The sequence below is a fragment of the Streptomyces caelestis genome, from assembly GCF_014205255.1.
Lineage (GTDB): Bacteria > Actinomycetota > Actinomycetes > Streptomycetales > Streptomycetaceae > Streptomyces > Streptomyces caelestis.
Map to the genome: position 1 here is coordinate 3,444,467 of NZ_JACHNE010000001.1, position 19,308 is coordinate 3,463,774.

The following is a 19,308-nucleotide window of genomic DNA, read 5'->3' on the forward strand; positions in this document are numbered from 1 at the left end:
TACAGGCGAGTTCACTGGGGCCGGCGACTGAGGAAAAATCCATTCCCTCAGACACCCAACAGCGTGCCCGACACACTCCCCGCTCCCCTCAACGTTCCACGCTCCGAAGAGCAGTACTAGAAGGAGAAGACGATCAAGTGTGCCGAGTAGTCAACGTTCCACCCATGAGCAACCAGCATCAGACATTCGCTGATGTACTGGCCTCTGACCTCACCCCGAAAGGATCGGTAAGAAGTGCTCCTTAGAAAGGAGGTGATCCAGCCGCACCTTCCGGTACGGCTACCTTGTTACGACTTCGTCCCAATCGCCAGTCCCACCTTCGACAGCTCCCTCCCCACAAGGGGGTTGGGCCACCGGCTTCGGGTGTTACCGACTTTCGTGACGTGACGGGCGGTGTGTACAAGGCCCGGGAACGTATTCACCGCAGCAATGCTGATCTGCGATTACTAGCGACTCCGACTTCATGGGGTCGAGTTGCAGACCCCAATCCGAACTGAGACCGGCTTTTTGAGATTCGCTCCACCTCGCGGTATCGCAGCTCATTGTACCGGCCATTGTAGCACGTGTGCAGCCCAAGACATAAGGGGCATGATGACTTGACGTCGTCCCCACCTTCCTCCGAGTTGACCCCGGCGGTCTCCCGTGAGTCCCCAACACCCCGAAGGGCTTGCTGGCAACACGGGACAAGGGTTGCGCTCGTTGCGGGACTTAACCCAACATCTCACGACACGAGCTGACGACAGCCATGCACCACCTGTACACCGACCACAAGGGGGACCCTGTCTCCAGGGTTTTCCGGTGTATGTCAAGCCTTGGTAAGGTTCTTCGCGTTGCGTCGAATTAAGCCACATGCTCCGCCGCTTGTGCGGGCCCCCGTCAATTCCTTTGAGTTTTAGCCTTGCGGCCGTACTCCCCAGGCGGGGCACTTAATGCGTTAGCTGCGGCACGGACAACGTGGAATGTTGCCCACACCTAGTGCCCACCGTTTACGGCGTGGACTACCAGGGTATCTAATCCTGTTCGCTCCCCACGCTTTCGCTCCTCAGCGTCAGTATCGGCCCAGAGATCCGCCTTCGCCACCGGTGTTCCTCCTGATATCTGCGCATTTCACCGCTACACCAGGAATTCCGATCTCCCCTACCGAACTCTAGCCTGCCCGTATCGACTGCAGACCCGGGGTTAAGCCCCGGGCTTTCACAACCGACGCGACAAGCCGCCTACGAGCTCTTTACGCCCAATAATTCCGGACAACGCTCGCGCCCTACGTATTACCGCGGCTGCTGGCACGTAGTTAGCCGGCGCTTCTTCTGCAGGTACCGTCACTTTCGCTTCTTCCCTGCTGAAAGAGGTTTACAACCCGAAGGCCGTCATCCCTCACGCGGCGTCGCTGCATCAGGCTTTCGCCCATTGTGCAATATTCCCCACTGCTGCCTCCCGTAGGAGTCTGGGCCGTGTCTCAGTCCCAGTGTGGCCGGTCGCCCTCTCAGGCCGGCTACCCGTCGTCGCCTTGGTGAGCCATTACCTCACCAACAAGCTGATAGGCCGCGGGCTCATCCTGCACCGCCGGAGCTTTCGAACACCTTGGATGCCCAAGATGGTCAGTATCCGGTATTAGACCCCGTTTCCAGGGCTTGTCCCAGAGTGCAGGGCAGATTGCCCACGTGTTACTCACCCGTTCGCCACTAATCCCCACCGAAGTGGTTCATCGTTCGACTTGCATGTGTTAAGCACGCCGCCAGCGTTCGTCCTGAGCCAGGATCAAACTCTCCGTGAATGTGTACCGGTAATCCGGTGCAACACCACGAGAGCGGAACAGCCAGGCGGAATAAGCCCGGCCGTTCACAGCGTCCTCGCTGTGTTTTTTCAAAGGAACCTCGCCCCAGCTGATGCTGGAGACGGGGTATCAACATATCTGGCGTTGACTTTTGGCACGCTGTTGAGTTCTCAAGGAACGGTCGCTTCCTTTGTACTCACCCTCTCGGGCTTTCCTCCGGGCGCTTCCCTTCGGTCTTGCGTTTCCGACTCTATCAGACCTTTTCTCGACCCGATTTCCTCGGTGCTTTCCAGGTTCCCGCTTCCGCGTTTCCCTTTCCGGCGATTCCGACTTTATCAGAGGTTTCGGGGCCGGATTGACCGGCCGCTCGTTTCCGATTTATCGGGAGGGGCTTCGTTGAAATCAGCGTTTCAAGAAGCAGACAGATGCTCACTGCAGCCGGTCTGGGACTAGAGCCCATGTCCAGGCAACTGTTCGAATCTACCTCCCCGCACTCGCCGTGTCAACGGCTCCTGTGGGGCGAAGAGGAGACTAGCAGCTGAACGGACGTGGTCGCACATCCGGCGGTCGGGGAGACGATCAGGCGGCTGTGGGGACGGTCGCGCTGCGTTCCGCTGCCTCGACGTCACCGGTCTCGCCCGCCCGGGCGGCACGGCCGCCTAGGACGTAGACGTAGGCGAGGAAAGCCAGTTCGGCGGCGATCCCGATGCTGATGCGGGCCCACGTGGGGAGGCCGGACGGGGTGACGAAGCCTTCGATGGCGCCGGAGACGAAGAGGACCACCGCCAGGCCGATGGCCATGCCGATGGCGGCACGGCCCTCTTCCGCGAGAGCTGTGCGTCGGGTGCGGGGGCCCGGGTCGATGAGGGTCCAGCCGAGGCGCAGGCCGGTGCCGGCGGCCACGAAAACTGCGGTCAGTTCGAGCAGGCCGTGTGGGAGGACCAGGCCGAGGAACGTGTCGAGGCGGCCGGCCGAGGACATCAGGCCGATGCCGACGCCCAGGTTGAGCATGTTCTGGAAGAGGATCCAGATGACCGGGAGTCCCAGGAAGACACCCAGGATCAGGCACAGGGCTACGGCCCAGGCGTTGTTGGTCCACACCTGGGCGGCGAAGCTGGCGGCCGGGTGGCTGGAGTAGTACGTCTCGTACTGGCCGCCGGGGCGGGTGAGCTCGCGCAGTTCGCTGGGGGCCGCGATGGAGGCCTGCACTTCGGGATGGGTGCCGATCCACCAGCCCAGGAGGGCCGCGACCGCCGTGGACAGCAGCGCGGTGGGTACCCACCAGTGGCGTGCCTTGTAGACGGCGGCGGGGAAGCCGTGGGCGAGGAAGCGGGTGACGTCGCGCCAGGAGGCGCGTCGGGTGCCTGTCACGGCGCCACGCGCGCGTGCCACGAGTTGGCTGAGCCTGCCGGTCAGCTGGGGGTCGGGGGCACTGGACTGGATCAGGGAGAGGTGCGTGGCGGCGCGTTGGTAGAGGGTGACGAGTTCGTCGGCTTCGGCACCGCTGAGGCGACGCTGGCGACGGAGCAGAGCTTCGAGGCGGTCCCACTCCGCTCGGTGGGCGGAGACGAAGACGTCGAGGTCCATCGGTGTGCCTGCTCCTCGGCTGTTCGTCGGCGGCTCGTCGGGGATCAGCTTGTCGTACTGCGACGCGATGCGCCCTCAGCTTGGCAGACTGGCCCTGTCGGGGGCAGGGCAGGGGAAGGACGGCAGGCGTGAGTGAGCTGGTGACGGGCGAGGCGGTGGCGCTGGAGCTGCGCCCCGCGAGGTTGCCCAGCAGGGCGCTGGCCGTGTTGCTGGATCTTGTGGTGGCCGTGGCCGTCTACGTTGCGGTGACCATCGCGATCGTGGTGTCCACCGCCTCGCTCGACGAGGCGGCACAGACGGCGCTGTCGATCGCGACGTTCGTTCTCGTTCTGGTGGGTGGGCCGATCGCGGTCGAGACGCTGAGTCATGGGCGTTCGCTCGGGAAGATGGCGTGCGGTCTGCGTGTGGTGCGGGACGACGGGGGGCCGATCCGGTTCCGGCATGCGCTGGTGAGGGGCTTGATCGGAGTGATCGAGATCCTCATGACCTTCGGGGTCGTCGCTTGTATCGCCTCGTTCGTGTCGGCGCGTGGGCGGCGGCTGGGGGATGTGTTCGCGGGGACTCTCGTCGTCCGGGAGCGGATTCCGGTCGCGCGGACCGGTTTCGTGCCGCCTCCCCCGCCCTGGCTGGCGGGGCGCTTCTCCGGGCTCGATCTGTCTGCGGTGCCCGACGGGTTGTGGCTCGCCGTCCGTCAGTACCTGACGCGTATGCAGCAGCTGGATCCGCAGGTGGGCTGGTCCATGGCGGAGCGGCTGGCGTCGGATCTCGCCGAACGTACCGGGGCTCCGGTGCCGCAGGGTGTTCCGCCGGCCGCGTACCTGGCGGCGGTCGTGCATGAACGGCAGGCGCGGGAGGCTCGGCGGGCCTTCGGGAGCGGGTCGGCATCGCCGGCCGCTCCGGCTGCTGAGACCGCTCCGGGTGCCGCTGCGGCTCCAGCTACTGAGGGTGCTTCGGCTGCGGGCGCGGCGCCCGCCGGGTATGTGCCGCCGGTTGTGCCGTCTGGTACTGCGTCGGAGCCGTCCGGTGCGGCTGTCGCGTCGTCCGGCGGGGGCCGGCCCGCGGAGTCTCAGCATGAGATGCCCGCGGGTGACCGTCCCGGGACCGGGTTCGTGCCGCCGGCGTAGTGGAGGGCGGGCTGCCCGTTCAGCGGGGAGTGCCCTCAGGGAACACCGACGGCGGCGATTCGAGGTCCTCCAGCTCGATGCCGGGAGCCGCGAGCACCACGTCGCCGGCGATGTGCACGGAGTGCTGTTCGCCGGTGTCCAGGGCTGTGACCTGGTATTCGTCCACGGTCAGGGGGCCGTTGTCAGTGGCGTGTGCTTCTCTTTTCAGCAAGGTCCACGACTGGTCCACGGTGCGCGGGGCGAGGACCGGGTCCGTGAATGCGACGAGGCGTACGCGGGTGCCGGCTGAGGAGGGGGTGAGGCGCAGGAGACGGGTGATGGCGACGAGGAACGCCGGGGAGGTTCCGGTGAAGGCGTGGGCGCGCACATTGCCTTCGGTGGCGTCGGTTCCGGTGGGGTCGGTGCGGACCCAGGTGACGCCGTCGAGGGCGGCGCCGCGGACCTGCCAGGCGGCGGCGTGGAGTTCGAGGCGGATGGGGCGGCCGAGTTCGTCGAGGGTGAGGTCGACGGAGCCATGGTGATCGCCCGAGGGAGTGGTCAGCTGGGAGACGTAACGCCAGCCGGAGGGGCCGATGGCGCAGTGGAAGTGCTCTTCTGCGAGGGGGGTGTGATCGTGCGGATCGTGGAGCGAATAACGGCCGCGGGGCATGGGGGTCCTGGGTCTTGACGGGCTGGGCCGGTCGCTGGTCCGTCAAACGGGGCAGGCCCCCGGCACGGGGGTGCGGGGGCCTGCCTCGTAGGACCTGACCGGCAGCGCTGTGCTGCTCGGCTCAGTAGCGGTAGTGGTCCGGCTTGTACGGGCCCTCGACCTGCACGCCGATGTACTCGGCCTGCTCGGGGCGGAGCGTGGTCAGCTTCACGCCGAGCGCGTCCAGGTGGAGGCGGGCGACCTTCTCGTCGAGGTGCTTGGGCAGCACGTAGACGCCGGTCGGGTACTCGTCGGGCTTGGTGAACAGCTCGATCTGGGCCAGGGTCTGGTCCGCGAAGGAGTTGGACATCACGAACGACGGGTGACCGGTGGCGTTGCCCAGGTTCAGCAGACGGCCCTCGGACAGGACGATGATCACCTTGCCGTCGGGGAAGGTCCAGGTGTGGACCTGCGGCTTGATCTCGTCCTTGACGATGCCGGGGATCTTCGCGAGGCCGGCCATGTCGATCTCGTTGTCGAAGTGGCCGATGTTGCCCACGATCGCCTGGTGCTTCATCTTGGCCATGTCGCCGGCCATGATGATGTCCTTGTTGCCGGTCGTGGTGATGAAGATGTCGGCCTTGTCGACGACCTCGTCGAGGGTCGTGACCTGGTAGCCGTCCATCGCGGCCTGGAGGGCGCAGATCGGGTCGATCTCGGTGACGATCACGCGGGCGCCCTGTCCGCGCAGGGACTCCGCGCAGCCCTTGCCCACGTCGCCGTAGCCGCAGATGACCGCGGTCTTGCCGCCGATGAGGGTGTCGGTGGCGCGGTTGATGCCGTCGACGAGCGAGTGGCGGCAGCCGTACTTGTTGTCGAACTTCGACTTGGTGACCGCGTCGTTGACGTTGATCGCCGGGAACAGGAGGATGCCGTCGCGCTGCATCTCGTACAGGCGGTGGACGCCGGTCGTGGTCTCCTCGGTCACGCCGCGGATCTCGGAGGCCAGCTGAGTCCACTTCTGCGAGCCGTCCGTGATGGTGCGGTGCAGGAGCTCGAGGATGACTCGGTGCTCGTCGGACTCGGCGGTGTCGACGTCCGGGACCTTGCCGTCCTTCTCGTACTCGACGCCCTTGTGGACGAGGAGGGTGGCGTCACCGCCGTCGTCCAGGATCATGTTCGGGCCGCCGGTGGGGCTGTCGGGCCAGGTCAGCGCCTGCTCCGTGCACCACCAGTACTCCTCCAGGGTCTCGCCCTTCCAGGCGAAGACCGGAACGCCCTGCGGGTTGTCGGGCGTGCCGTTCGGGCCGACGGCGATGGCGGCCGCGGCGTGGTCCTGGGTGGAGAAGATGTTGCAGGAGGCCCAGCGGACCCGGGCGCCAAGGGCGACCAGGGTCTCGATGAGCACGGCGGTCTGCACGGTCATGTGCAGGGAGCCGGTGACGCGGGCGCCGGCCAGGGGCTGCGCCTCGGCGTACTCCTTGCGGATCGCCATCAGGCCGGGCATCTCGTGCTCGGCGAGGGTGATCTCCTTGCGGCCGAACTCGGCCAGGGAGAGGTCGGCGACCTTGAAGTCCTGTCGGTTTTCGACAGTCGTCATTGAGAGCTGCTCCTCGGGATTGGGTCGAGGTGGGTACGGCTGGTCTGCGCGGCGGCGGACACAGGGGTGCCCGAAAGAGGACACAGGCATGCCCGCGTGTGCGCAGCGCAGTCCGTCGGAGGCCCTCTCTCCCTCGGCCGGTCCGCGGTGGGACCGCCCGACCGCCATCAGCAGCGACGTCTGGCTCCGTCCCAAGCTACACCGGGGGCGCCTGCGAACCCCAGTCCGCAGGCAAACACATCGAGCCGATCCCGTGACGGGCGGGGGGGCTGTCGGGGAGGTGCGGTGGCGGTGGAAGGCTGCGGGGCCCGCCGAGCGGTTCGGCGGGCCCCGTGGCCGGAGGAGTCGTAGGAGAGGGTGTCAGTGGTCGGTGGCGTGCGGGGTGGGGCCGCCGGGGCTTGCCTCGGGGTCGGAGCCCTTGGCGGCTTCGGCCTCGCTGTAGATGTCCGGCTCGAGGTAGATCACGCGGGCGATCGGGACGGCCTCGCGGATGCGGGACTCGGCGGCGTCGATGGCGGCGGCGATCTCGGTGGCCGTCTCCTCGTGGCGGACGGCGATCTTGGCGGCGACGAGGAGTTCCTCGGGGCCGAGGTGGAGCGTGCGCATGTGGATGATGCGGGTGACCGTGTCGCCGTCGACGACGGCGGCCTCGATCTTCTGAGTCTCCTCGGCGCCGGCGGACTCGCCGAGCAGCAGCGACTTGGTCTCGGCGGCGAGGACCAGGGCGATCAGGATGAGCAGGATGCCGATGCAGAGGGTGCCGATGCCGTCCCAGACGCTGTCGCCGGTGAGCAGGGCGAGGCCGACGCCGCCGAGGGCGAGGATCAGGCCGACGAGGGCGCCGAGGTCCTCCAGGAGGACGACCGGGAGCTCGGGGGCCTTGGCGTGGCGGACGAACTCCTTCCAGGAGCGCTTGCCGCGCAGGACGTTGGACTCCTTGATGGCCGTGCGGAAGGAGAAGGACTCGGCGATGATCGCGAAGACCAGGACGCCCACCGGCCAGTACCAGTGCGTCAGCTCGTGCGGGTGCTTGATCTTCTCGTAGCCCTCGTAGAGGGCGAACATGCCGCCGACCGAGAAGAGGACGATGGAGACGAGGAAGGCGTAGATGTAGCGCTCGCGGCCGTAGCCGAAGGGGTGTTGCGGGGTGGCCTCGCGCTTGGCCTTCTTGCCGCCGAGCAGGAGCAGCGCCTGGTTGCCGGAGTCGGCGAGCGAGTGGACGGACTCGGCGAGCATCGACGACGAGTTGCTGAAGAGGAACGCCACGAACTTCGCTACCGCGATCGCGAGGTTGGCGACCAGTGCCGCCACGATCGCCTTGGTGCCGCCTGACGCGCTCATATGTCCGCGTTGTCCCTTCGTACGCCGTTCCAGGGCCAGGATGCCGCCTTGGTGCGGCGCCCGTGGCTTTGCCCGTGCTTGACGGTGGGCCATTGTTGCAGCCCGCTCGGGCCACGGTGCTTCAGGTCACCAGCACGGGGGGCATCGAAACGGTCAGGCGACGACGGTGGCCCGGAAAAGCGTTCCCGTTCCGGACACTTCGGCCTTTTCGCCGGCCGGGACGAAGACGGACCGGCCCGGGCTCAGGTCGTGCTCGCCCGCCCGGACCGTGCCGGCGGTGCAGAGCAGGATCTGCGGGGTCGCGCGGGTGAGGTCGTGGACGCTGCCGGCCTCGGGGAGGACGTAGCGGGACAGGCGGAACTCGTCGATCGGAGTCTCGTAGACCTCCTCGCCGTCCGGGGAGGCCTCCGGGCGCAGGACGCCGGGGTCGCTGGGGCGGAAGCGGACGATGCGCAGGAGTTCGGGGACGTCGACGTGCTTGGGGGTCAGGCCGCAGCGCAGGACGTTGTCGGAGTTGGCCATGATCTCGACGCCGAGGCCGTTCAGGTAGGCGTGCGGGACGCCGGCGCCGAGGTAGAGGGCCTCGCCGGGCTGGAGCCGGACGTGGTTCAGCAGCATCGCGGCGATGACGCCGGGGTCGCCCGGGTAGTGGTGAGCGATGTCGGCGTAGGGGGCGTAGGCGCCGCCGAGGCGGGTGCAGGCGGCCGCCGCCTCCGCGACCGTCCGGGACATCTCCTCGGGGTCGGCGGTGAGGATCGCCGTGAGGACCTCGCGCAGGGCGGCGTCCTCGGGGTGGGCGTGCAGCAGGTCGACGTACGGCTTGAGGGAGTCGATGCCGAGGTCGTCGAGCAGGCCGGCGGCCTCCAGCGGGTCGCGGAAGCCGCACAGGCCGTCGAACTCGGTGAGGGCGCAGATCAGTTCGGGCTTGTGGTTGGCGTCCTTGTAGTTGCGGTGCGGGGCGTCCACGGGGATGCCGCGGCGCTCCTCGTCCGCGTAGCCCTCCTTGGCCTGCGCGAGGTCGGGGTGGACCTGGAGGGAGAGCGGGGCGCCGGCGGCGAGGATCTTGAGGAGGAAGGGCAGGCGGGGGCCGAACTTGGCGACCGCGGCCGGTCCGAGTTCCTTTTCCGGGGCGGCGTCGATGACCTCGACGAGCGTGCCCCGGCCGGTGCGTGAGGGTGCGCCCGGGTGGGCGCCCATCCACATCTCCGCCTGCGGCTCGCCGGTCGGTTCGGTGCCGAGCAGGTGCGGGATGGCGGTGGGGGAACCCCAGGCGTAGGGGCGGATGGTGTTGTCGAGGCGGTCCATGGCGGTCTCTCTGGGTGTTCGGGCGTGCGGGCGCGTCAGGGTGTCCCGGGAATGATCAGGCCCTCGTAGCGAGCGCCAGGTAAACCGCCGCGAAATCTGTGATGGCGATCAGTTCCGCGAGGGTCTCCAGTTCACCGCCCGCCTCCGGTTCCAGTTCGCTGATCGGCGTGTCGTGGCTGAGGGCCAGGTCGCGGGCGCCGGGGGCGGCGGTGAGGCCGCCGATGGGGCGGTCGCGGAGGAGCACCACGCGCGCGTGCAGGGCGGGTGGTTCCTCGACGCGGTCGCGGAAGAAGTCGTCGGGGTTGGCGCTGGCGGCCAGTGGGCCGGCGAGGAGGGCGCTGTGGGCGGCGAGGGCCTCGGGGAGCTCGGCGACGACCGTGGGGATGCCGGACAGCTCGGCGAGCGCGGCGGCGAAACGGCGGCCCGCCGGTCCGGCCGAGGTGCCCTCGGTCCAGACGATCGGGAGCGCGTCGGCGAGTTCGGCGGCCAGGGTCTTGGCGGGGTTGCTGTAGGTGGCGATGGCGGGGCCGCAGCGTTCGGCGATGCGGTCGAGGCGGTCGGCGACCTTGCCGAGGTCGTCCGGCGGGGCGGCGAGCACTCCCGTACGGTCCAGCAGCGCGAGCAGTGGGGTGAGCAGCGCCCACAGGACGCCGGGGGCGGAGGCGGCGAGGGGCTCGTCCGCGTCGTACGGGGCGGTCGCCATGGGGATGAACAGGCCGTGCGAGCCGTTCACCGCGTCGGCGAGCGGGGAGCGGCCGGGGGCCACGGCGACGACGGCGCAGCCGCGGCGGTAGGCCTGTTCGGCCAGGAGGGACAGGCCCGGTTCGGTGCCGTCCGGGGTGGTGATCAGGAGGAGGTCGACGGAGCCGGCCCAGCCGGGCAGCTCCCAGCGCAGGGCGCCCGCGGCGGGGGCGACGCCGGTGGGGGCCAGCCGCGTGACCGGGCTGCCGGGGCCGGCGAGGGTGCCGAGGAGGTCGGCGGCGTGGGTGGCGGCGGCGCCCGGGCCGGCGATGAGGACGGCGCGGGGGCGGCCGTCGGGCTTGAGGTCCTTGACGCCGGCTTCGGCGGAGTGGCGGGCGGCCGTGCGCACGCGGGCGCCGGCTTCTGCGGCGCCGCGGAGCAGCCCGCGGTGGTCGGCCTCGGAGAGGCCCTCCGGGTTGTCGAGCAGCGATTCGTCGAGCATGGGCGGCAGCCTCCGATGGCCGGGGTCCGTTCCGGGCCCCGTTTTTGGGGTGTCCTACGTCGGTGCCCGTTGCGCCCGGGGCTATGTGCACCGGGGGTTCACGCGGGTGTTCTGCCCCGGTGAGGCCTAGGCGGGGCGGCGGGCCTCGTCGACCAGGAGGACGGGGATGCCGTCGCGGACGGGGTAGGCCAGGCCGCAGTTCTGGTCGGTGCAGAGCAGTTCGGTGTCCTGCTCCTTGAGGGGGGCGTGGCAGGCCGGGCAGGCGAGGATTTCGAGGAGGCCGGCTTCGAGGGCCATGCGGGGTCCCTTCGGGGATCGGGCGGGGTGGGCGTTGGTGTTCGGGGGGGGTGCGGATGTGCCTGGTCAGGGTACCGCCGGTGGGGGTGGGGCGGGGGTGGTTGATGTACGGCGGGTGACGTGGACGAGCCGGGTGAAGGGGCTCCGCGCCCTGGGCCGTCAGGCCCTGATGATCGCCAGTGCCTCGTCCCTGACCCTGGCCATCGTCTCCGGGTCCCTGGCCTCCGCGTTCAGGCGGAGCAGGGGTTCCGTGTTGGAGGGGCGGACGTTGAACCACCAGTCGGTGGCGGAGACGGTCAGGCCGTCCAGGTCGTCGAGGGTGATGCCCTCACGGCCCTCGTAGGCGGAGCGGATCGCGGCGAGGCGGGCCGCCTGGTCGGTGACCGTGGAGTTGATCTCGCCGGAGCCGGCGTAGCGGTCGTACTGGGCGACGAGGGCGGAGAGGGTGCCCGGCTGGCCGCCGAGGGCCGCCAGGACGTGGAGGGCGGCCAGCATGCCCGTGTCCGCGTTCCAGAAGTCGCGGAAGTAGTAGTGGGCGGAGTGTTCGCCGCCGAAGATCGCGCCGGTGCTGGCCATCTCGGCCTTGATGAAGGAGTGGCCCACGCGGGTGCGGACCGCGGTGCCGCCGTTCTCCGCGACGACCTCGGGGACCGACCAGGACGTGATCAGGTTGTGGATGATCGTGCCGCTGCCGCCGTGCCTGGCCAGTTCGCGGGAGGCCACCAGGGCGGTGATCACCGACGGGGAGACCGGCTCACCGCGCTCGTCGACGACGAAGCAGCGGTCGGCGTCGCCGTCGAAGGCGAGGCCGAGGTCGGCGCCCTCTTCGCGGACCCGCTTCTGGAGGTCGACGAGGTTGGCCGGGTCGAGGGGGTTGGCCTCGTGGTTGGGGAAGGTGCCGTCGAGTTCGAAGTACATCGGGACCAGCGTCAGCGGCAGGCCGGCGAAGACCTCGGGGACCGTGTGGCCGCCCATGCCGTTGCCCGCGTCGACGACGACCTTCAGGGGGCGGATGGAGGCCAGGTCGACCAGGGAGCGCAGGTGCGCCGCGTAGTCCGACAACGTGTCGCGGCCGGTGATGGTTCCGGGTGTCGCGGCGGGCTCGGGGGCGCCCGACTCGCTCCAGCGCTCGACCAGTTCGCGGATCTCGGCGAGGCCGGTGTCCTGGCCGACCGGGGCGGCGCCCATGCGGCACATCTTGATGCCGTTGTACTGCGCCGGGTTGTGGGAGGCGGTGAACATGGCGCCCGGCAGGTTCAGCGCGCCCGAGGCGTAGTAGAGCTGGTCCGTGGAGCACAGGCCGATCTCGGTCACGTCGGCGCCCAGCGCCGCAGCCCCACGCGCGAAGGCACGCGACAGGCCCGGCGAGGAGGGCCGCATGTCGTGCCCGGTCGCGATGGCGCTCGCGCCGGTGACCCGCACGAAGGCCGCTCCGAAGAGCTCGGCCAGGGACTCGTCCCACTGGTCGGGGACGACCCCGCGTACGTCGTACGCCTTCACGACCTGCGACAGATCAGCAGCCACGGCCAACCTTCCTGAAAAGTACTGTCGGTCCACACAAACTACCCCCGGCCGCTGACAGCGCGCTGGGCGGACGCCCACAGGACTCCCAGCCGTAACCTCAGGTCAGGGCTGCATCCGGCCCAGGACGGGTGTGCTCTGGCCGACCACGTTCAGGCACATCACCGGCAGCAGGCCCAGGGTCCATGGGAGTACCTCGCGCAGCAGGTCGCCCTCACGGCCCGCGAGTCCGACGGCCGCGCAGGCGATGGGGGAGATCATCTTGCCGAGGACGCCGCCGCCGTTGGCAGCGGCCAGCAGGTCGTGCGGCAGTCCCGACTCGCGGGCGGCGGTCACCTGGTGGGTGCCGAACAGCGGCTGCCACGCGGGCGGACAGACCCGGTGAGCCGGCGACGGGTTCCAGTTCCTGGACGTACACGGGCGCCTCCCCGGTTTCCGTCATGCGAAAGCGGTTTCTCGCGAACCCCAAAACGGAATGGTCATGTCCGCGCCAAGCATGCGTCGACGGGGTGTGCGCGGGGAGGAACCGGGAGTGCGGTCAGTTGTCGGGAGACCGGAGAACGCGCAGGTGCCCTCGCCGGGCGACCTCCATCGGGTCGGCCGTGCGCCCGCCGCCACCTGCCCCGGCGGCCCGCCCCTGAGGACGGGCCGCCTCTCGCACGGCGTTCGCAAGCGCTTCCAGGTCGTCGCCGCTGGGGCGCGCCGGGGCCGAACCGTCGAGGAGCCGGACGACCTCCCAGCCGCGCGGGGCGGTGAGGCGCTCGGAGTGCTCGGCGCACAGGTCGTAGCAGTGGGGTTCGGCGTAGGTGGCGAGCGGGCCGAGGACCGCGGTCGAGTCGGCGTAGACGTACGTCAGCGTCGCGACGGCGGGACGGCCGCAGGCGGTGCGCGAACAGCGACGTACAGGGCTCACGACGTTGGACGGTACCGCACTCTTGAGCGGGCCGCGACGACTCTCCACCAGGTCACTCCCCCGTGTCGTGTTGTGAAACGCCCCACACCCCCCTTCCGGCACACCCGGCTGACCTGCCCGGACACCGTCGTCCGGGGTGCCGAACGGCCCCTCAAGCGGTCAAGATCCGTCACAAAACCCTCAATTACCGTGAGGGTGCCGGTCTCGGCGGGATACGGAATCGAGCCCAAGCTTGGCTGGAACAGTCATGTAACGACATGCCGTACCGGTCGGCCGGAAGCCGTCCCCACCGCCGTGCGGCGCCGGGCGCGGGGGCGCGACGGGGACTACCCTTCACCAGTGATGGACAAGCCCGTAACTCCCCGAGCCGCCGCCCCCGGGCCCCGCCGCCGTGATCGCCACGGCCGGGGCATGCGCGGCCCGATCGCACCACCGCAGGTGCCGCTCGCCGCCAGCCGCGCGGAGGCGTTCGCGGATCTGGTGCAGGACTCCGTGGAGCGCCTGGAGCGGCGGTGGCCGCAGCTCGCCGACATCGATTTCCTGGTGCTGGAGGTGCCGCGTCTCGACGGGCCCGGACAGGCCTGGAACGACGAGGCGGTTCCGCTGGGCGGCACGGTCAGCGCCCGCGAGGGGCGCCCCGCGCGCGTGGTGGTCTACCGGCGACCGGTCGAGATCCGCACCAAGGGGCGCGACGAGCGGGCGGCGCTGGTGCACGAGGTCGTCGTCGAGCAGGTCGCCGAGCTGCTGGGGCTGACGCCGGAGACGGTGGATCCGCGGTACGGCGAGGACCAGGGCTGACGCGGTCGGCGGTCGGCCGGACTACTTCTGCAACACCGACAGATCCTCGTCCGCCTCCGGTACGGCGACCGTCCCCCGGTCGTCGGGGAGCGTCTGGACGGTGAAGCCGGGGACGCCGCCCCCCGTCGCCGCCAGGGTGCGGGCGCCGTAGACCGGACCGCCGGACTTCGACTCGACCGTGAGCGCGTACGTGCCCTTCAGGCCGCTGGGGACCGGGGGCTTGATGTCCTGGGTCGTGCCGGCCTTGATCGTGTACGTCTTCGACACCGGCGTGCCGCCCTCGCTGCCCGCCGAGGCGGTGACCTCGACCGTGGCGGCGCGGCCGGGGGCGGTCAGGGAGAGCGTGCTGCCCTTGGCGCTGTTGTGCGCGGAGGTCGCACGCGTGCCGACAGGGCGGGTGGCCGGGATGAACGCCGTCTCCTGCTGGTCGCCCTTGCCACGTACGACCCGCAGGGCCGCCACGACCGGCACGGACTGGTCGGTCGGCGTCAGCACCAGGGAGCCCGCCTCGCCACGTGTCACGTCGCCCAGGTCGACGGCGGTGGTCATGCCGCCCTTGACGTGCACCGTCTCGTGTCCGGCCGGGGTGATCAGCCCGGAGGGGGAGGCGAGGCGCAGCTTGAGGTCCGCGTCGGCGTCGCCGGGGGTGAAGGCGACCAGACGCACGGAGGTGGCGTCCTTGGGGATGCCGGGCAGGACCAGGCTGCCCGACGGGTCCGTGGACGCGGCCAGCCAGTCGCCGCCGAGCTTGTCGTCCAGGGCCTGCACGGCGGCGCCGACCCGCCCGCTGCGGACGTTGACGTGCACGGTGAGGTTGGTCTGCTGCTCGTCGGTGAGGGTGGACAGCAGGAGCGGCTCGCTGGAGTGCGGCTGGACCGTGACGCCCTCCCCCACCGTGGACTGGAGGGCGCCGTCCTTGCCGTAGAGCTCGACGTCGACCACGGCGGCCGAGTCGTCGGGGTTCGTCAGATGGACGTAGTCGGTGCGGTCGGCCGCCGTGCTGGCGCCGGGGAACCAGAAACTCGTGTCCGGGGCGGTGCAGTTGACGCCCTGGAGGCCGCGCCCGGTCCCCGCGGCGACCTCCGTCGTCTCCTGGACGGTCCAGCCGGGCGCGAACCTGCCGTCCGCGGTCCCGACCAGCGCGGGCGATTCGGCACCCGAGCTGTCCCCGGTGACCGGCTTGCCGGGCTCCTTGGAGGTCAGCACGGGCTTTTCGGTCTTCCGCTGGCCGGACTTGCCCTTGCCCTTGTCGCCGCCCGCGCCCGAGCCGTCTCGCGACTCCTGGGCGGCCGCCTGGAGTTCGGCCTTGCCGCCGCTCCCGGTGCCCTTCGTGACAGGCGTGAAGGACGTGTACGACGTCTCGGCGATGTCGGACATGCTGGGCGCGGGGCACAGCAGGCTCGTGCGCTCCACGGGCAGTTGGGCGGCCGCCTTGGCGGTGGTGTCCGTGCCCGGGGTGTCCGGGGCGGACAGCGCGGCGAATCCGGTGACGGCGGCGAGCGCGGTCGCGCCGGCGATCAGGGACAGGGTGGTGCGGTTCACTGCTGGCTCCCGTCGGGACGCTCACTGCCCGTGCCGTGGGGGTGGTGCGGTTGCGCCGGGTCGTACGGCGTGCCGTAGGCCTGGTCGTAGCCCGTCTGGTCGTAACCCGCCTGGTCGTACGACGGCGTCTGGGGCTGGCCGCCGTACGCGTACGGGTCGTACTGGCCGCCCTGGTACGGATCCGCCTGGTACTGCTGTCCGTACGCGTCCGCCGGGTACGGGGCGCCCTGGTACTGGTCGCCGTACTGCGCGTACTCGCCGCTCTGGTAGCCGGCGTTGCCCCACTGTCCGTGGTTCTGCTGGGGCACGGGGGCCGGCGGCTGGTCGGGCTGCGGGGGCGGGAACTCCCCGGGCTGTGCCGCCCCTTCGGCCTCTGCTTCCGCCTGGGCGCGCAGGCGGCGGGCCCGGCGGCCCTCGCCCGCGACCGGCTGGGCCGGGACGGCCGGCTCCTCGGGCAGGTCGTCGTCGACGTCGCGGCGCCGGCCGGGCAGGGCGAGCACGACGAGTACGACGGCGAGCAGGCCCTGCGCCCACAGCCACGCGGTGTGGCCGACCGGGTCGTCGTAGGTGACGTCCAGCCTGCCGCCGGTGGCGGGGAGTTCGAAGCCCTGGGCCCAGCCGTCGACCGTGGTGCGGGTGAGCGGCTCGCCGTCGAGCGTGGCGGTCCAGCCGTCGGAGGCGGTGTCGGCCAGGCGCAGCACGCGCCCGTCGGGGCCGGCCGGGATCGTGGTGTGGATGTCGACGGGCCCGGCGGGGACGGGCTGGGGGGTGCCGGAGCCGGAGGCGGGGACAATGGTGGCGCGCGCGACCTCCTGGTCGATCTGCCACAGCGCGCCGCCGTTCTGCTGGCTGAGCCGGGTCAGGCCGGGCGTGGCGTCCAGGACGCGGGTGACATCGCGGGGAGCGCCCTGGTGGACGAGGACGTAGCGCACGGCGAAGCCGCCGAGCTGGTCGGCCTGGTCGGCGCCGGAGCCGGCGACGAGATTGGCGACGACCTTGTCGAGCCTGCTGTTCTCGCCGTCGGCCGCGGCGATCTCGCCGTCGCCGAGACGGGCGCCGGAGCCGCGGACCAGCATGTAGCCGACGTGGGAGGCGGAGTCGCTGTCGAGGACGAGGGTGCGGGCCTGGTCGCTGCTGCCGCTCTCCTCGGCGACGAACGCGGGGACCTGGGTCGGGTCGCGCCGCTCCAGGGGACCGTCGGCGCCGCGGATCATCCAGCCCGCGGCGACGAGCAGCGGGCCCGCGGCCGAGGCGAAGGCGATCAGCACGGCGACCGGCTGGCGCCAGCCGAAGCTCTGCTCGGCCACGCGCGCGCGTGCCCCGTCGGCGCCGAGCGCGGCGGCCGCCAGGAGGGCGATGCCGTAGACGAGGGTCGCGGGGCCGGACCAGGTGGAGCTGTTGGACAGGACCGCGAAGACCAAGCCGGCCAGGGCGGCCGTCCAGGCCGTCCAGATGCCCAGCCGGCGTTCCGAGCGGAGCAGGGCGGCGAGCGCGGCCAGCACGATGCCGATCAGCATGAGGCCGCTGACGGTGCCGGGGCCGCCGGGGCTGACGCCGAGCAGGTCGAGGGGGGAGGCGGCCGAGGAGCCGTACTCCAGACCGGCTTCCCGGAAGAAGCCGAACGGGAGCAGGGACAGCGACCAGGGCGCGAGGACCAGCAGCGGCGTGCCGAGCTGGGCGAGGAACCTCAGCCCGTACGCCGTGATGTCGGCCCGCCGCAGGACCAGCAGTCCGGCGCCGAGGAGCAGCGCGATGGGCCACACGATGGGGGTGAACGCGGTGGTGATGGTCAACAGCAGCGCGTACGCCCAGGTGGCGCGCCAGCTGCCGCGCGCGCCCGAGGGGTTGGCCAGGCCGCTGGCGGCGAGGCCCGCGCGGGCGATGAGCGGCAGCAGCACGGCCAGGACGGCGGTGCCGATCCGGCCGCCGGCGAGGGCGCCGGTGGCGGCGGGCAGGAAGGCGTAGACGACGGCCGCCCACGCGCGCAGCAGCCGGGACTCGACCAGCGGGCGGGAGGCGAAGTAGGCGGTGACACCGGCCAGCGGCACCGAGCAGACGAGCAGCAGCGTGACGGCGAGGCCGGTCGAGCCGAACAGCAGGGACGCCAGCATCGCCACGAGCGCGAGGTACGGCGGCGCGGAGGAGGCGCCGCCGGCGGCGACCGGGTGCCAGGCGTCCAGGTAGCGCGCCCACAGTTCGGAGGAGTCGGCCGGGGCGGGCAGCAGGGCGCCGCCCGAGAGCGCGCCGCCGCCGAGGAGTTCACGGCAGGCGGCCAGGGAGACGAGCAGCAGCACCAGGAAGAGCACCGGGCCGGGCTTGCGCGCGATGCGCTTGAGCCGGGCGAACTGTTCGATCTCCAGGAAGTCGGCGTCGTCGCCGCCGGGGCCCGACTCGACGGCACCGCCGTGCCGTCCGGCGCCGGAGGCGACCTCGGAGTCGGCGCGGCCGACGAGGTTGCCCGCGACCTGTTCGACGGTCATGCGGACGGTCGCGCCGGGCGGCGGGAACAGCGCCCGCAGCTCGTCCTTGTCGATTCGGGAGGCGCCTCTGCCACGCCGCCCGGCGAGGATCCGCTCGGGCCTGAGCAGCGTGCCCATGAGGCCGCGGATCTCGTCGACGGCCTGTCCGGGGACCTTGCCGACGAGGTAGGCGACGGTCCGCAGCAGTGTGCCGAGCACGACGCGCAGCAGCACCCAGGGGAGCACCGCCGTACGGGAGTTGACGAGCAGGCTGTAGACGGCGCCGGCCTTGTCGACCTTGTGCGGGGAGGCGGCCGTGCGGCCCACGCAGTCGACCGCGCGGCGCTCGCGGGAGGCCGCCTCGGCGTGCCGGACGACCGCCTCGGGGGCGACCAGGACGCGGTAACCCGCCGCGTGCGCGCGCCAGCACAGGTCGACGTCGTCGCGCATGAGGGGCAGGTGGCGGTCGAAGCCGCCGAGCTGTTCGAAGACGTCGCGGCGGATCAGCATGCCGGCGGTGGACACCGACAGCACGGGCCGGACGTGGTCGTGCTGGCCCTGGTCCTGCTCACGGCGGTCCAGGCCGGTCCAGCGGCGGCCGGAGTTGGCGATGCTGACGCCGACCTCCAGCAGCTGCCGCCGGTCGTACCAGCCGCGGAGCTTGGGGCCCACGACGGCGACGTCCTCGCGGCCCAGCTCGTACTCGTTGTCCACGACGCGCAGCAGCTGGGCCAGGGCGTCGGGCTCCGGGGCGCAGTCGTCGTGCAGCAGCCACAGCCACTGGACCGGCTCGCCGTGCGGGAGCTCGGGCAGGTCGTAGGCGTCGTCGCGCCACGTGCGCGTGACCGGGTCCCAGCCGCTGGGCCGCTTCAGGTACGGGAGCTGCTCCGGGGTGAGGACCGGGGCGGCGAGGCCGCACTCCTCGACGGCCTGGCCGAAGCCTGTGCGGCGGGCGAGGTGCAGCACGCGGTCGGCGCCGAGGGCCTCGGTGACCAGCTGGGCGGAGTCGTCCGCGCTGCCGGTGTCGGCGCCCATCGCGTACTGGACGGGGCGCTCCTGGCCGAGCAGCCCGGCGAGCGCGTCGGGCAGCCAGCGGGCGCCGTCGTGGGAGACGAGGACCGCGGTCACCACATGACGCGGGAACTCAGGTGTGGCAGCGCTGTCGTGATGAGCTGCCGTGTGGCTGTGCACGGACATCGAGGTACGGGCCCCGGTTCGGTGGACTGCGGTGGACGC

General features: G+C 70.9%; 13 protein-coding genes, 1 rRNA gene and 1 pseudogene. 2 read left to right on the forward strand and 13 right to left on the reverse strand.

Features of this window, described 5'->3' with window-relative positions; all coding sequences use genetic code 11:
- Window positions 1-245: 245 nt before the first annotated feature.
- Window positions 246-1,774 (reverse strand): 16S ribosomal RNA (locus HDA41_RS15510).
- Window positions 1,775-2,353: 579 nt separating this feature from the next.
- The gene (locus tag HDA41_RS15515) at window positions 2,354-3,361 is read right to left on the reverse strand and encodes a stage II sporulation protein M (protein ID WP_184984392.1); all 1,008 of its coding nucleotides are present in this window, start codon (window positions 3,359-3,361) and stop codon (window positions 2,354-2,356) included.
- A gap of 128 nt (window positions 3,362-3,489) precedes the next feature.
- Here HDA41_RS15515 and HDA41_RS15520 point away from each other — a divergent pair, with 128 nt between their 5' ends.
- Entirely contained in the window at window positions 3,490-4,485 is a 996-nt protein-coding gene (locus HDA41_RS15520) for an RDD family protein (protein ID WP_184984394.1), read from the forward strand.
- Window positions 4,486-4,504: 19 nt separating this feature from the next.
- Here HDA41_RS15520 and HDA41_RS15525 read toward each other — a convergent pair whose 3' ends face one another.
- The 9 genes and pseudogenes from HDA41_RS15525 to HDA41_RS15565 form a co-directional block, all read right to left on the reverse strand.
- A complete protein-coding gene (locus HDA41_RS15525) occupies window positions 4,505-5,134 on the reverse strand; it encodes a hypothetical protein (protein ID WP_184984395.1) in 630 nt (209 codons plus the stop codon).
- A gap of 121 nt (window positions 5,135-5,255) precedes the next feature.
- On the reverse strand, window positions 5,256-6,713 hold the full coding sequence (gene ahcY, locus HDA41_RS15530) for an adenosylhomocysteinase (RefSeq protein WP_184984397.1): 1,458 nt from the start codon (window positions 6,711-6,713) through the stop codon (window positions 5,256-5,258).
- Between the two features lie 360 nt (window positions 6,714-7,073).
- Entirely contained in the window at window positions 7,074-8,054 is a 981-nt protein-coding gene (locus tag HDA41_RS15535; protein ID WP_184984399.1) for a cation diffusion facilitator family transporter, read from the reverse strand.
- Window positions 8,055-8,207: 153 nt separating this feature from the next.
- On the reverse strand, window positions 8,208-9,359 hold the full coding sequence (manA, locus tag HDA41_RS15540) for a mannose-6-phosphate isomerase, class I (protein ID WP_184984401.1): 1,152 nt from the start codon (window positions 9,357-9,359) through the stop codon (window positions 8,208-8,210).
- A gap of 55 nt (window positions 9,360-9,414) precedes the next feature.
- On the reverse strand, window positions 9,415-10,542 hold the full coding sequence (locus tag HDA41_RS15545; protein WP_184984403.1) for an SIS domain-containing protein: 1,128 nt from the start codon (window positions 10,540-10,542) through the stop codon (window positions 9,415-9,417).
- Window positions 10,543-10,668: 126 nt separating this feature from the next.
- Window positions 10,669-10,839, reverse strand: a complete 171-nt coding sequence (locus HDA41_RS15550) for a Trm112 family protein (protein ID WP_078945647.1) — start codon at window positions 10,837-10,839, stop codon at window positions 10,669-10,671.
- Between the two features lie 159 nt (window positions 10,840-10,998).
- Window positions 10,999-12,363, reverse strand: a complete 1,365-nt coding sequence (locus HDA41_RS15555; protein WP_184984406.1) for a phosphomannomutase/phosphoglucomutase — start codon at window positions 12,361-12,363, stop codon at window positions 10,999-11,001.
- Between the two features lie 102 nt (window positions 12,364-12,465).
- Window positions 12,466-12,714: pseudogene (locus tag HDA41_RS15560) on the reverse strand (L-lactate permease); the annotation flags it as partial.
- Window positions 12,715-12,898: 184 nt separating this feature from the next.
- Window positions 12,899-13,321 carry a DUF3499 domain-containing protein gene (locus tag HDA41_RS15565; protein ID WP_184984408.1) on the reverse strand — a complete coding sequence of 141 codons (423 nt, stop codon included), beginning with the start codon at window positions 13,319-13,321 and terminating at the stop codon, window positions 12,899-12,901.
- A 294-nt stretch (window positions 13,322-13,615) separates the two neighbouring features.
- Between HDA41_RS15565 and HDA41_RS15570 the strand changes: the two genes are divergently transcribed.
- The gene (locus HDA41_RS15570) at window positions 13,616-14,071 is read left to right on the forward strand and encodes a metallopeptidase family protein (RefSeq protein WP_184993422.1); all 456 of its coding nucleotides are present in this window, start codon (window positions 13,616-13,618) and stop codon (window positions 14,069-14,071) included.
- 21 nt (window positions 14,072-14,092) lie between these two features.
- Here HDA41_RS15570 and HDA41_RS15575 read toward each other — a convergent pair whose 3' ends face one another.
- Window positions 14,093-15,613 (reverse strand): DUF5719 family protein, encoded by a 1,521-nt coding sequence (locus HDA41_RS15575; RefSeq protein WP_184984409.1) that lies wholly within the window; start codon window positions 15,611-15,613, stop codon window positions 14,093-14,095.
- Window positions 15,610-19,269 carry a glycosyltransferase family 2 protein gene (locus HDA41_RS15580; protein WP_184984411.1) on the reverse strand — a complete coding sequence of 1,220 codons (3,660 nt, stop codon included), beginning with the start codon at window positions 19,267-19,269 and terminating at the stop codon, window positions 15,610-15,612. Before HDA41_RS15580 ends, HDA41_RS15575 begins: the two co-directional genes overlap by 4 nt.
- Between the last annotated feature and the right edge of the window lie 39 nt (window positions 19,270-19,308).

Excerpts from the sequence above, each read along its gene's own strand:
- HDA41_RS15515 (WP_184984392.1), bottom strand. The coding sequence starts at position 3,361 with ATGGACCTCGACGTCTTCGTCTCCGCCCACCGAGCGGAGTGGGACCGC.
- HDA41_RS15525 (WP_184984395.1), bottom strand. The coding sequence starts at position 5,134 with ATGCCCCGCGGCCGTTATTCGCTCCACGATCCGCACGATCACACCCCC.
- ahcY (WP_184984397.1), bottom strand. The coding sequence starts at position 6,713 with ATGACGACTGTCGAAAACCGACAGGACTTCAAGGTCGCCGACCTCTCC.
- HDA41_RS15535 (WP_184984399.1), bottom strand. The coding sequence starts at position 8,054 with ATGAGCGCGTCAGGCGGCACCAAGGCGATCGTGGCGGCACTGGTCGCC.
- manA (WP_184984401.1), bottom strand. The coding sequence starts at position 9,359 with ATGGACCGCCTCGACAACACCATCCGCCCCTACGCCTGGGGTTCCCCC.
- HDA41_RS15545 (WP_184984403.1), bottom strand. The coding sequence starts at position 10,542 with ATGCTCGACGAATCGCTGCTCGACAACCCGGAGGGCCTCTCCGAGGCC.
- HDA41_RS15550 (WP_078945647.1), bottom strand. The coding sequence starts at position 10,839 with ATGGCCCTCGAAGCCGGCCTCCTCGAAATCCTCGCCTGCCCGGCCTGC.
- HDA41_RS15570 (WP_184993422.1), top strand. The coding sequence starts at position 13,616 with ATGGACAAGCCCGTAACTCCCCGAGCCGCCGCCCCCGGGCCCCGCCGC.
- HDA41_RS15580 (WP_184984411.1), bottom strand. The coding sequence starts at position 19,269 with ATGTCCGTGCACAGCCACACGGCAGCTCATCACGACAGCGCTGCCACA.